This window comes from Acinetobacter sp. GD03645 (genome assembly GCF_029845285.1).
In the GTDB taxonomy this organism is placed as follows: Bacteria; Pseudomonadota; Gammaproteobacteria; order Pseudomonadales; family Moraxellaceae; genus Acinetobacter; species Acinetobacter corruptisaponis.
In genome coordinates this window covers 145,000-158,313 of the sequence record NZ_JAOCLL010000001.1, presented here as the reverse complement: position 1 = coordinate 158,313, position 13,314 = coordinate 145,000, and the positions used below count along the sequence as shown (strand labels likewise).

14 protein-coding genes are annotated in these 13,314 nt (G+C 40.4%); 9 read left to right on the top strand and 5 right to left on the bottom strand.

All coding sequences use genetic code 11. From position 1 onward, the window contains the following. The first annotated feature begins 129 nt into the window (after window positions 1-129). Together N5J47_RS00865 and N5J47_RS00860 are read left to right on the top strand one after the other, a co-directional pair. Window positions 130-948 (top strand): hypothetical protein, encoded by an 819-nt coding sequence (locus N5J47_RS00865; protein WP_279958874.1) that lies wholly within the window; start codon window positions 130-132, stop codon window positions 946-948. A gap of 44 nt (window positions 949-992) precedes the next feature. Then, complete coding sequence (locus N5J47_RS00860; protein WP_267979778.1) at window positions 993-1,166, top strand: hypothetical protein; 174 nt, start codon at window positions 993-995, stop codon at window positions 1,164-1,166. Window positions 1,167-1,281: 115 nt separating this feature from the next. Here the strand turns inward: N5J47_RS00860 and N5J47_RS00855 are convergent, their stop codons facing one another. Next, window positions 1,282-2,286: an AraC family transcriptional regulator gene (locus N5J47_RS00855; protein WP_279958873.1), complete on the bottom strand. Its 1,005-nt coding sequence runs from the start codon at window positions 2,284-2,286 to the stop codon at window positions 1,282-1,284. A 171-nt stretch (window positions 2,287-2,457) separates the two neighbouring features. Between N5J47_RS00855 and N5J47_RS00850 the strand changes: the two genes are divergently transcribed. Then, complete coding sequence (locus N5J47_RS00850; protein WP_279958872.1) at window positions 2,458-3,459, top strand: putative solute-binding protein; 1,002 nt, start codon at window positions 2,458-2,460, stop codon at window positions 3,457-3,459. A 175-nt stretch (window positions 3,460-3,634) separates the two neighbouring features. After that, entirely contained in the window at window positions 3,635-4,642 is a 1,008-nt protein-coding gene (locus N5J47_RS00845) for a putative solute-binding protein (RefSeq protein WP_279958871.1), read from the top strand. A 70-nt stretch (window positions 4,643-4,712) separates the two neighbouring features. On the opposite strand, the gene N5J47_RS00840 is transcribed toward N5J47_RS00845, so the two are convergent. Then, window positions 4,713-5,429, bottom strand: a complete 717-nt coding sequence (locus N5J47_RS00840; protein ID WP_279958870.1) for a glutamine amidotransferase — start codon at window positions 5,427-5,429, stop codon at window positions 4,713-4,715. Window positions 5,430-5,459: 30 nt separating this feature from the next. Next, complete coding sequence (locus tag N5J47_RS00835) at window positions 5,460-6,425, bottom strand: alpha/beta hydrolase (RefSeq protein WP_279958869.1); 966 nt, start codon at window positions 6,423-6,425, stop codon at window positions 5,460-5,462. Window positions 6,426-6,585: 160 nt separating this feature from the next. On the opposite strand from N5J47_RS00835, the gene N5J47_RS00830 reads away from it, so the two are divergent. Both N5J47_RS00830 and N5J47_RS00825 read left to right on the top strand, forming a co-directional pair. After that, window positions 6,586-8,298 carry an AAA family ATPase gene (locus tag N5J47_RS00830; protein ID WP_267979773.1) on the top strand — a complete coding sequence of 571 codons (1,713 nt, stop codon included), beginning with the start codon at window positions 6,586-6,588 and terminating at the stop codon, window positions 8,296-8,298. Between the two features lie 171 nt (window positions 8,299-8,469). Beyond that, complete coding sequence (locus tag N5J47_RS00825) at window positions 8,470-9,321, top strand: AraC family transcriptional regulator (protein ID WP_279958868.1); 852 nt, start codon at window positions 8,470-8,472, stop codon at window positions 9,319-9,321. Between the two features lie 29 nt (window positions 9,322-9,350). Here N5J47_RS00825 and thiM read toward each other — a convergent pair whose 3' ends face one another. Next, window positions 9,351-10,169: a hydroxyethylthiazole kinase gene (thiM, locus tag N5J47_RS00820; protein WP_279958867.1), complete on the bottom strand. Its 819-nt coding sequence runs from the start codon at window positions 10,167-10,169 to the stop codon at window positions 9,351-9,353. Between the two features lie 18 nt (window positions 10,170-10,187). Continuing rightward, window positions 10,188-11,348, bottom strand: coding sequence for a hypothetical protein (locus tag N5J47_RS00815; protein WP_279958866.1), 1,161 nt, complete (start codon window positions 11,346-11,348; stop codon window positions 10,188-10,190). A gap of 224 nt (window positions 11,349-11,572) precedes the next feature. Here N5J47_RS00815 and N5J47_RS00810 point away from each other — a divergent pair, with 224 nt between their 5' ends. The 3 genes from N5J47_RS00810 (at window position 11,573) to N5J47_RS00800 (ending at window position 13,278) form a co-directional block, all read left to right on the top strand. Beyond that, on the top strand, window positions 11,573-12,046 hold the full coding sequence (locus tag N5J47_RS00810) for a DUF2147 domain-containing protein (protein ID WP_279958865.1): 474 nt from the start codon (window positions 11,573-11,575) through the stop codon (window positions 12,044-12,046). A gap of 138 nt (window positions 12,047-12,184) precedes the next feature. Continuing rightward, window positions 12,185-12,661, top strand: a complete 477-nt coding sequence (locus N5J47_RS00805) for a DUF2147 domain-containing protein (RefSeq protein WP_267979768.1) — start codon at window positions 12,185-12,187, stop codon at window positions 12,659-12,661. 140 nt (window positions 12,662-12,801) lie between these two features. Further along, window positions 12,802-13,278, top strand: coding sequence for a DUF2147 domain-containing protein (locus N5J47_RS00800; protein WP_279958864.1), 477 nt, complete (start codon window positions 12,802-12,804; stop codon window positions 13,276-13,278). The last annotated feature ends 36 nt before the right edge of the window (window positions 13,279-13,314 follow it).

The window sequence follows — 13,314 nt, the reverse complement described above, 5'->3', positions numbered from 1 at the left end:
CCTCTGTAGCTATTCAGCGATTGATATCTTCTACAAAATAACACCAAGAACGGTACGGCTTGTTAAATAGTGTACAAAACGTACAGATCAATCAAAAGACAATGGTTTGGCTGAAAGGTGTGTAGGGCGATGTTTGTAACTAAAGAACTTAATGCGATAACCCAGCTTTTTCAGGATGGCGAGGTTTCGCAAGCAGTACAAGAACAGCTACATCTTGACTATGTAAATCTCGAAGCAACCTTGTTACGAGGCAAGGTATTAAGAGACTTTTCTAAAGAGAAAGTCGCTTATATTGTGCAAGCAAAAATAGAGGAAAATGACAATAATCTTGGGTATTTGTTTGCCCCATTTATTATTGCCAATTTAAATCAGCCCGTGATTTATACAACACCGATTTCAACCTCTGTTCTGGCGCTCCTCAATCAATATTATCAGGCTGAGAAAAGTGTCAATTTAAAAATTGAAGAAGTGCTCCAAAGCCTAAAGCTTTATGTGGATTTGGTTGAACAGCCTAAAAAAGAAGCTGATTTTCTGTTTCGAACTTTGGTCAAAGCCCTCTGTCGAACAGATATTTCCCATCTTTTTTTGATTACACATTTACCTGTAAATCAGGATCAAATTCAAATCTTGCAGGATTATTTGCAGATAAAAATTGACGTGATTTGCTGTGATACAGCAGAACGTAGTGTTAATCATAAATTGATTAATACCCGAAAATTATTGTTTAAAAACAAAGATGAGTTTCATAAAGTTATTTGTACTTTGTTTTCGAACCTGAATGCGCAACTGGTGGCACAGATTGGCCAGTTTAGCCAAAAACAGGCCGCTCATTTAATTGAGGATATGTTTTATTCAGAACACATTTTTGAAAAGTTGTCGGTCTATGCTGAATATATGCAAACTCGTATTCAAAATGGTGCCAGTTACAGGGCTTTATCCATGATGTAGATAATGCAGCATTGAATTTTAGTATTTAAATAGGAGCAGACGATATGTCTCAAGAGCAAGCAAAATTCCCATACCTTACTGTTGGGATTAGTATTTTACTTGGCTGTTTATTCCTGGTTTTCTTCTTTCTTGCGGTCAGTAATGAACCAGATTATATGCCATCACAGCAAAAGCAGAATACGGCACAGATGCAACAGTCAACGCAGGCTAATAAATAAGTTTGGGTATGGCGCACAATGCAAGGTTTATCTTTCTTACTGGTGATTCGAGCATTCACCAGTAAGCTTTTTTGACGCTTATGACTTTTTATTTATTCAGGGCTAGCTATTAAACTCAATAACGTCTTGGCGACTTTCCTGTCCAGCGTTTAAATGCACGTGAGAAGTTTTTGGTATTGGTATAACCAAGATGGTTTGCGATATGTTCAAGTGATAAATTTGGATTTTTAAGTAATTGCGTTGCTTTTTCACACCTTACTTTATCTACTAATTCTCTAAAACTGGTATTTTCACTTTCTAATTTCCTTTGTAAAGCACGCTCAGAGATTTGTATTTTTTCCAAGATATCTGATAAAGGGCTGATTCCCATCGCCTCATCGTAAATTAGATCTTGTATTGTACTGATAAAGCTGTTTTGTTTTAAAAGCTTACGTAATTGGTATTTACATTCTTCTCTTGCGAAACGTCCTGCAATTGCATCTGAATGAAGTAGGGGAATATCTAAAATTTCTTTTTTAAATTCTAGGCAGGTAACAGGGCGATTAAATCTTACTTCGCCAGGAATTAAGGGAAGTAATTTATCAAAATAGTCAGGTTTATTAAATTGGACATCAGCAAAGCCTGTTAGGGTATGTCCAGAAATACTTTTCCCCATTTGTGCAAACCCAAGCAATAAAGCAATTTGGATGACTTCATCCAGATAATAAGCTTCAGTTTGTTCAAATGTGATAAGCGCATGATCATCCACAATTTCCAGTTTAATGGTATGTATACTGGATTGGAGTGAAATGAATTCCTGGGCAACATTGAGTGCCTGTTTGACATTTTCAGCCAGCATGGCAGCCATTCCCATTAACCCATGACAGGTAATGGTCATTTGCATGCCTAAATAAAAACCAAACTCTAAAGTTGGAACCTGTGTAAGTTCAAGTGCCCGCTTTAGGATGCCCATGACAATCTTGGCATCTGCACGCCATAAGGGTTGTACCAGCTGCTCTGCGTGGAAACCTGAGTCTTTTAATAATTCATCTGCAGAAATATCCCAACGGGATACAACATCCAAGATCAGGGCGATATAGGTGCCAGGAACAGTTTTTTCTAATTCTTTATTGAATGTCATAAAAATGCGATGTCGGAAAATGATACTAAAATGGCTTGATAAGAACTATTACAACATTTTTTTATATTTAAAAATAGCTTCACCAATCCCCTAAGTAAATAGACCACGTTTTAAAACAGTTTATGTTTTTCTATGGGGTTGAATAGATTAAGAATAACACTAGGATTCGTAATGAAAAACGGAATTTTGATTGCAGCCTTAATGACAGTTTTCTCAACGACAACATATGCGAAAGTCGATATTTGTGTATTCGATTTACTGGGTAAGGCTGGTGAGTCGTATAAGATGGTCGAAGAGTGGGCATTGGCCGCAAAGTCCTGGAATGCTGATCTAAACCTGATTCCATATCAGGATGAAGCCAAGGCACAAAATGATTTTGAAGACGGAAAATGCGATGGTGTTTCCATGACATCAATGCGTGCCCGTAAATACAATAAGTTTGCGGGATCAATTGATGCCTTGGGTGCAATCACCAGCAATTCGATTGCGCAAAAAGCCATTACCTATGTACTAGACCCCCGCAATAAGCATCGTATGGTGACAAAGGTAGAGGGGGATGAATTTGAGGTTGCTGTTATCGCTCAAATTGGTTTGGCCTATGTGTTTGTACACGATAAAAATATCAATACCATTGAAAAAGGCAAAGGTAAACGGTTTGCCTATTTACACTATGACCAGGCCCAGAAAATGATTGTGGAACGTCTGGAACTGGTCGGTGTCCCTTCTGAAATTTCAGATTTTGCCAAGAAATTTAATAATAACCAGGTGGACGTGATTGCTGCACCAGCCTATGCCTATAAACCATTGGAAATTGCAAAAGGTCTAGGGGCAAATGGTGCCATGTTTAATTTTCCTGTTATCAATTTAACGGGCGACATCATTATTCGCCCAGACAAATTCCCTGCTAATTTTGGATTGAAGTCACGTGACTGGGCGATTAAGCAACTTCCCAAAAACTTTGCCACCGTTGCGCGTCTGGAAGCAGAAATTCCTGCCAAATATAAGCAGGGGCTTTCTGCTGAAGATAAACGCCGTTATCAACAAATGTTGAGAGATGGACGAATCAAACTGACTAAATTGGGAGTTTATGACCCCGTGATGATGGGAGTTCTAAAACGTGCCCGTTGTACAGTTGAACGAACAAATTTTGAGTGTTCTTTAAGTGGGGAATAGCTAACCTATTGTTCAGGCACTTAAATAATTGACTGATCCTACTGTAATTATAAAAAGTTTCTTTATAATGCGGCAAAAAATAAATAACGATGATTTGGATAATCGTTATGAGTAGAAAGGCACATTCAGTGCCCAATGAAGAAAACAAACATAAGGTTTGTGAAAGGAAGAAAATATGAAAAAAGTTGCACTAGCCATCGTAACGACTTCTCTTATGGGAATGTCGATTTCTGCTCAGGCAAAAGTGGATGTCTGTGTTTTTGACATCTTGGGAAAGTCTGGTGAGGCCTATAAAATGATGCAGGACTGGGCATTGGCAGCAAAAGGCTGGGGTGCTGATGTCAATTTAATGGCAATTACAGATGAAGCTGTTGCTGATAATGACTTTAAGGCAGCCAAGTGCGATGCGGTTGCAATGACATCCATGCGTGCACGTCCATATAATAAATATGTGGGTTCTATTGACTCATTAGGTGGTGTTCCAAGTGATGAGATTGCAAAGCGCGCAATCACTTTCGTTTCAGATGCACGTAACGCCGCCAAAATGACCACCAATCTTGGTGGTAACAAATATGAAGTAGCGGGCATTTCACCACTAGGCTCAGCTTATATTTTCGTTCGTGATAAAAGCATCAACTCAATTGAAAAAGCAGCAGGTAAAAAGTTTGCTGTCTTGGGCTATGACGATGCACAGAAACTGATTGTACAACGTGTGGGTGCTCAAGCCGTACTTTCTGACATTTCAAACTTTGCCGCCAAGTTTAATAATGGTCAGGTTGATATGATTGGTGCGCCAGCCTATGCCTACAAACCATTAGAGTTAAGTAAGGGGCTGGGTACGAACGGTGTGATGTATAATTTCCCTGTCCTGCAAGTGACAGCAAACCTTGTATTGCGCCCTGAGAAGTTTCCAGCAGGCTTTGGTCAAAAATCCCGTGAATGGTTTGTAAAACAGCTTCCAAAAACATTTGCAACCATTAAACGTCTGGAATCTGAAATCCCTGCAAAATATAAAATGGACTTAACGCCTGAAGATAAACTGAAATACCAAAAAATGATGCGTGATGGTCGTATTGAACTAACACAACGTGGGATCTACGATGCGGGCATGATGTCTGTTTTGAAGAAAGCACGTTGTTCAGTAGACAAAGCGAACTTTGAATGTTCTTTAGCAGGTGAATAATCCAGGACGTATCATTCTAAAAATCAAAAAGCCTAGATCATCTAGGCTTTTTGATTTCCATCACTTTACTTTATTGGCTAAGATTTTCTAGAAAACGCTGGATAATTTTTTGTGCCTGATGTTCCAATTGGGCTGCATAAAGCAGATTATCCTGTCTTAACTGAGGAATAGACAAATTGGCATGACGTATTTCGCAAGTATGACCAATTAACCATTTCTCAAAGCTGTGTTGACTGACTTCCAGATGAAACTGCAAGGCTAAAATCTGCTTTCCAACAGCAAAGGCTTGATGAGGATAAACATCTGAACTTGCTAATAAGGTCGCATGATCTGGTAAGTCGAATGTGTCGCCATGCCAGTGCAGCACATGGGTATCTTCAAGCGCTGCCAGAATATTTTCAGCAACAGGCTGAATGTCCAGTTTGCCCCAGCCAATCTCTTTTTGGTGTCCAGCATAGACTTTGGCTCCCAGTGCATGTGCAATTAACTGCGCCCCCAGACAAATACCAATCGTGGGTTTATTGGCTGCCAAACGCTGTTTAAGCAACTCAATCTCATCAATCAGGAAAGGGTAGTCCTCAGTTTCATAAACACCAATCGGACCACCGAGGATGATGGTTAAACCCTCATAATTGAGGGCTGGGCTAAGATCGTCAACACCCGCCTCGAAATAACGGACGCGGAAACCAAGTTGATAAAAAGCATCTTCCAGAGAACCTAAATCCTCAAAGGCAAGATGTTGAATTGCATAAACTGTTTTAGGTAATGAAGCTGCTATTGTATTCATGGTTTATAAGGTCACTATATTGGAAGTGAGTTAAGGCATCTTTTGCTCAAGCCAGGCAAATAAGTCTTGGTAGACTTTTTCCCGTACTGCTGGGGCTGAAAGTACCAGATCATGCAAGCCGTTGTGTACTGATAAGGTTTGTATATCACCTTTCATTTTTTTTGCATTATTGGTCATGTCTTTGACATCAAGAATGACATCGCTTTGCTGGGCATCAACTCCCCATTTTTTAGGGTATTTGGATTGATGTGAATGCATGATCAGGGTTGGAATATTCAGTGTAATGCCTTTATGGATTTCTTTTTGCGCTTCATGGATGGCATGAACAAAGCACAATTGTACAAATGGCATGGATTCAGGTTTCCATTCCAGATTGAATTCCCATTCACCATGAAATTTTTTATGCAAACTTGGTACATACCACGGGTTTAGGCCACTTGGAAACTTGGCATTTGGGAAACGCTTGCCAAACTCACTCAGCAATGGAATCCCCACTTTTTTCTCAATGATACTCTTAAAGAAATCATAAAATGGACTATTTGCCCATAACGCCTTAACCAGACGATGGTCAGGATAATGTGCTGCATATAAGGTTGTGATCAACCCACCTGTTGAATGTCCAGCAAGCAAAACCTGATTATGGTTTTCCTGACCGATAATCTCCAGTGACTTGCTGATTTCAGCATCATATTCACGTAAATCCCGCACATAATACAGGGTCTGATGGGGGAGTTTGGAACGCCCATATTTTCTAAGGTCAAGTGCGTAGAAGTCATAGCCATGCTGGTTGAACTGTTCAGCCATTTCTTTTTGAAAGAAATAATCTGTAAAGCCATGAACGTACAACACAGCCTTTTTGGTTGCTTGAGCAGCTTTTTTTCGAACCAATGTGGCAACAACTTTCCCATCATAATCATCAGCAAAGTTCAGGGTCAGTTGCTGATAACCATCCCCTAGGATATCTGGTTGATAAGTATAAAAATTTAAAGTATTCATTTTTGATATAAAGTCTAAATTCATTCATCAACACATTAAATGAAAACATCTGGATGTCAATGGCAATCTGAGATATGAGCGGTTTTCCAGGTCGGTTTAGGTTTTTATTTTTGAGAAAAAATCGGTAAGCTATGGGCTGCTACTTTTACCTGATGAAATTATGAAACAAGAGACTGCACTGAAACTACTAAAAGCTGGAGAAAATGTTTTTTTAACGGGTTCAGCAGGTGCAGGAAAAACCTATACGCTTAATCAATACATCAATTATCTAAAGGCACGTAAGGTGCCTGTTGCGATTACTGCATCTACAGGGATTGCTGCAACCCACATGAATGGCATGACCATTCATACTTGGGCGGGTATTGGAATTAAAGACAGTTTGAGTGATGATGATCTCAAGCGTATGAAAGAGCGCAAATATTTAAAAGAGCATCTGGAAAATGCGCAGGTTCTCATCATTGATGAAATCTCAATGCTGCATGCCAAACAACTGAATCTGGTCAATCAGGTATTAAAATACTTTAAAGAGAGTGATGAGGCGTTTGGCGGTATTCAGGTCATTGTCGCTGGCGATTTTTTCCAGTTGCCACCAGTCGGGCGTAATGGTGAAGCCAATCGGGATAAATTCTGCTTTATGTCTGAGGCCTGGGTGGAGGCGAAATTTCGGGTGTGTTATTTGACTGAACAACACCGTCAGGATGATGAAATCCTCAACCAGATTTTAAATGCGATTCGGGCGCAGAGTATTCAAACTGACCATATCCGAGCGCTACAGCAATCACGCCAGCACGATATTGGTGAAACCTTTACCCGTTTATATACCCATAATATGGATGTCGATAATATCAACTATCAACATTTGAATGAGATTGACAATGAAAGCCATCAGTTTAATGCGGTGCTGGATGGTAATGAAAAGCTGATTGAAACATTGAAATCTTCGGTACGCGCGCCTGAAGAACTGACCCTAAAAAAGCATGCCAAAGTAATGTTTGTGAAAAACAACTTTGATTTGGGCTATATCAATGGCAGTTTGGGAGAAGTGATTGGTTTTGAGGAAGATGATCAGAATGGTATTTTGCCTAAAGTAAAATTGACTGATGGCACAACCTTATTGGTTGAGCCAGAAACTTGGTCGATTGAAAATGAGGCAGGTAAGGTGATTGCCAGTTTTCAGCAGATTCCCTTGCGTTTGGCCTGGGCAATCACCATCCATAAAAGTCAGGGCATGACACTGGAAGCCGCAGAAATCAACCTGACCCATACCTTTGAAAAAGGTCAGGGCTATGTGGCCTTGTCGCGGTTAAAGTCCCTGAATGGTTTAAAACTACTGGGTTTTAATGATCAGGCTTTAGAGTTGGATAGTCTGGCCATTAAGGCGGATCGCCGTTTTCAGGAACTTTCTACTGAAGCCGAAGTCAATTTTGAAAACGTTGATTTAACCACACAGCAAAATGCATTTATCCGTCATTGTGGTGGTACGTTAAATCCGACTGAAATTAGCCGTAATGAGAAAAAACTCAGCAAGGGTGGAAAGCAAAGTTATGCCACCGCAACTCTGGATGAAACCAAGGCACTGTTTGAAGAGGGTTATGATATTGAAGATATTGCCAGTGAAAGAGGATTGACCCCTGCAACCATCATCAATCATTTGGCACGTTTGCACAAAGAACAGAATCTGGATATTTCAGTGGCCCATCCTGGCGATGAAGTAGTGGAAGAGGTGCGCAAAATCTATAAGAAATTGCAAAAGCGCCAAAATCCTGAACATTTCACTGAAGATGGCTCAATCAAGCTGCGTCCAATTGTAGAGGCAACCAGTCCACGTATGGCTTATGATCAAGTGCGTTTAGCCTTGTTGTTTATTGAATAGGGGCAGGAAAATGGTATATCTGATTTGTATAGAAATACTGGATGTGCCAAAAGAATATTATTTTAAGGCAGAAATTTAGGTGAGGAGTTAAAAGCGCAATCCTGATCAAGTTTGAAAAATCTGAATCTGGCAAATTAGCCTCTATCAAATGAACGCTTATAAGTTAAATGTATGATGCTATATGACCAGAAATTGCAAAGGGTATGTGAATATATCCAGCAGCATTTGGACGATGAACTTGATGTGGAAACTTTAAGTCGGGTTGCCACATTGTCCAAGTTTCATTTTCACCGTATTTTTCTGGCAAATACTGGTGTGAATGTGATGAGGTTTATTCAGATGTCACGTCTTAAACGGGCTTCCTACCAACTCGCTTTCTCAACTGATACCAAGATTATTGATATTGCCCTAGAGGCAGGTTTTGATAGTCCTGAAGCATTTAGCCGAGCATTCAAACGTTCATTTGATCAAACTCCAAGTGCGTTTAGGGAACAGCCAGACTGGCAATCCTGGCACCAAAGGTTTGTTTTTTCCCTACCTCAGAGAGAACTCAATATGAACGTGAACATTGTTGAAAGACTAGAAGAGCAAATCGCATTTATCTCGCACCTAGGCGCGCCAGAACGTGTTTTTGAAACCGCAGCCCAGTTTATTGCGTGGCGCAAGGAAACAGGCTTATCTCCAATCTTGAAAAGTAAAACCTACGGCATTCCATTCTCGGACCCTGAACAAACGCCAAGCGCAGAATTCCGTTTTGATATCGCAGGTACAATCAATACAGATGTGCCTGAAAATCAATACGGGGTTAAGTCAGGTATCATCCCTAAAGGAAAATATGCGTTGATACGCCATCTAGGCAGTCATGACAATATAAAAGACAGTGTCTATCATTTATATCGCGACTGGTTACCGCAATCGGAACTGGAAGCTGGCGATTTTCCCGTATTTTTCCATTATCACAACTTTATCCATGATGTGGACGAATGTGACCTGATCACGGATATTTATCTGCTGTTGAAATAAGCTTAAGGCGCTGTTTGTATGGCAGGGCCTTATTCCAATATTTCAATATCCACATATTGCTGAATCAGGTTTTCATCAAGCATGTGCACATAATCCATAAACATGACGTTAAAGCTGCCTACGGTTTGTGCCTGATCATAGGCAAGCTTTCCCGCAATTGCGAAATGGGTATGTGAGGCAAGTGCTGCAATGAGTGGGGAACTGACGGCACTATATGCCGCCGTTAGTGCTCCCAAGGCACAGCCTGTTGCAGTGATTTTAGGCTGTAAATAACTCCCGCCATTCACCTTAATCACGGTATCAAGCTGTCTGGAAATGAGGTAGTCCGATTCACCTGAGATTGCAATACATTCAGCATGTTGTAACAGGTTTTTTGCCTGGGCATAGACATCCTGACTATCGAGAGTGCTGTCCACACCTTTTGATTGTACCTGGCTGCCTGCAAGTGTGCTGATTTCAGAGGCATTGCCCCGAATAATGGTCGGTTGAAATTGTAGAAGCTGGTCAACCGTTTCACTCCGCCATTTTAAAACCGCACCATAACCCACTGGATCAAGCACCCACGGCACTTGATGTTGTTGCGCTGTTTGTGCCGAAATCAGCATGGCCTGAGTTTGTTCAGTCGTCGGTGTTCCGACATTGATACTTAAGGCTGAACTGATTTGCGTAAAACTGTCCGCCTCAAATGGGTTGTCAATCATGGCAGGGGACGCGCCAGCCGCCAGCAGGATATTGGCCACATAATTATTGGCAACACTATTGGTCATGCACTGAACCAAAGGCGTTTGTCGCTGTAGTTCATGCCACGCCTGAATAATCTGTTCAATCAGTTGTTGTTTTGATGACATCACAAATCCTTAAAAGCTTTAACGTGTGAAATAGTGGTCTTGATGCTTGCAATGGCGACAGATCAGCGAGACATAATCCTTGGCATCATAATCCACCACCAGATCATTTGAACCACAATACATGCAACGTTTTACAGAATAAAAACTGAGGCGTGGTTCGATTTTACGCCATGATTTCCACACAGGTTGTATGAAAATACGCTCATCATAACCAAGAAACTTAAACAGCAGAATCTCGCTCATTTTACTAAATGGAATATTATGTGGTCTTGGTAAGGTGGAGGTTTCCCAGCGTTCAGTCAAGGCACGTTCCCGATACTGTTCCAGCGTCTTTTTGAGCAGGTTGGTGTTGATAAACTTGTCATTTCGGGGCTGCAATGCCTTTTGTTTGTACAGATATTCCAGTGCAGTCTGGATTAAATAGTAAATCTGTCCCACTGCAAGGTTTTCCATCAAGCGATAACAGAAACTCTGAAAATGTCGATTCCCTGCAATCTGGATGCCCCAGGTACGGCAGTAAAACTGCATAAACTGAACAATTTCCTGATATAGAACAAGGTAAAGACTATCTTTCACTTCATCCGTGGTCTGGAATGGAATACCCAAACTCAGGTTTTCATAAAACCAGTGACGAAGTTGCTGTGTGATGCTAAAAAGACTTGGGTCAGCATAACCATCAAGACGAACATTCAAGTAATAATGCTCAGTCTCAATGCCTGAATCCTGCGGTTTTAAAATGCCTGCTTTCAGCAGTTCCTGAACAAGATGGTTCTGAAATAGGTAATTCGGCGTAATTTCGTGATATTTGGAATTTTTCCAATGAATGAGTTCATCATGCTGGACATCTTCACGCGCATACTGATCCAGTAGGCTAAGCAGGAATAACTTGTTGAGAAAACTCAGCTGATCAAGGCTGTAAATGACTTCATCTTTTACCTTGTTTTTACGCTGTTCCTGCAATCGCGTTTGTTGGGTCTGTTTCTTGCGCTGTGCTGTACAGGAGGCACAATGACAATTTAGGTTGCTGTCCTGTTTAAAAACGCGATGCTGGCAGTGGCTACATTCATGAAATTGCAGTTCATGTGTGTATTGTTCCGCCTCAATCCAGTACATGGAAGCATGGCACAGTGGACAATGGCTACTTTCATCTAACTGTTTTTGTAGAATCTGTAACTCCATTGATGTCTAACCCATACTTATAAAAAAAAAGATTATACATGCTGGACCAAGACAATGATGCAAAGTTTGTATCGTTAAAAAGTAGTTCCAAAATGAGACCTGATAGACTGAACTGTAGCTAAAAGTTAACTTTATAACGTTGATATTTTTTTAAATATGGTAAATTCCCGCGCCGATTAGAGTAATCACTCAATGCTATTTTAAAAGAGCAGAAAGGGGAAAAGATGAGTCACCAATTATTGAAGAAATGTGTTTTGGGGTTAATAGGTTGTTTTATTAGCATTGTTTCTTATGCTGCTTCGATTGAGGGATATTGGCGCAGTATTGATGATCGAACGGGTGAGCAACTGACGATTATTGAAATTAGAAAGGCTTCTGACAATACCTACCGTGGCAAGATTGTTCATATTTTTCCAAGTGCCCAGGGCGTTGTGGTGACACACTGTATGAATTGTCCAGCTCCCTATACCAATAAACCACGTATGGGACTTGAAGTATTGACTGGGTTGGTGGAAGACCCGAAACGTCCCAACAACTATATAGAGGGACATATCCTTGAAAGCAAAACAGGTAAAACTTACAAGGGTAAAGCACGCCTAAGCCCAGATGGCAAGCGTCTCTTTATGCGTGGTTATGTTGGGATTTCAGCTTTAGGCCGTACAGTGGTTTGGATTAGAACAGACAGCGCGATACCTTGATTATTTATTTTCAAATATAGGATTTGGTATAAATTTCATTTCATTTTTAGACAGTTAAAAATCCCTTAGTTGGTTGATTGTCTATAGATATTGGAATAAATATATACGGTAGATCTATTCTGTATTATGGAGTTTCATATGCAAAAAAAACTATTCATGAATGGAATCGTGGGAATTTCTTTATCTCTGTTATCAACCACTATCTTTTCAGCTTCAATAGAGGGTTACTGGAAGAGTATTGATGATCGTACGAGTGAGCAACTTGCAATTATAGAAATTAAAAAAGCTGCGGATGGAACCTTTCGGGGCAAAACAGTTTATGTATATCCAAATGTTAGAGGGGGTTCAGGCAATGAATTGTGCGTAAAATGTCCACCTCCTTATACCAATAAACCCCGTTTAGGCTTGGAGATTATGACAGGCATTACGCAGGATTCTAAAGATCCTAGTAATTATATAAATGGGAAGTTGCTTGATCCAGGTACTGGCAAAATTTATAAAGGGAAAGCACATCTGAGTGCAGATGGGAAACGTTTAAAATTAAGAGGCTATATCGGAGTTTCTTTACTTGGCCGTTCAGTGGTTTGGATTAGAACTGATAGTGCGTCACCTTAATCGTTTATTTTTAAATATGTGAATTAGTTAAAATTTACGCTCGTTTTAGACAGTCAAATATCCATTGATCGTGTTGACTGTCTATACACATTAGAATAAATATATATAAGACGGAACTATTTTGCATTATGGAGCGTTTTATGCAAAAAAACTCACTCATGAATGGAATCATGGGAATTTCTTTGGCGGTGCTCTCAACAGGTGGTTTTGCTGCAACACCCGAAGGGTATTGGAAAAGCATTGATGACCGTACAGGCGAGCAGCTTTCAATTGTCGAAGTTAAAAAGAAACCTGATGGTACTTATACAGGAACCATTGTCTATCGTTATCCCATCCTAAATGGGGGAGCCACACTGACCAACTGTGTCAAGTGCCCTGAACCTTTTAAAAATAAACCCATCCTAGGTCTCCAGATTGCCTGGGGATTAAAAGAAGATCCAAAGAACCCAAACCAGTATATTGATGGTCGTGTTCTGGAACCCAAAACAGGCAATATCTATAAAGGTAAGGCACAACTCAGTGCTGATGGCAAACGTATGCGTATGCGTGGCTACATGGGGATTTCCGCCCTGGGACGTACCCAGGTCTGGATTAGAACGGACAGCCCAAATCCCTAAGCATTTTTAGCCATTAATTTTTAACGGTTTAGGTGC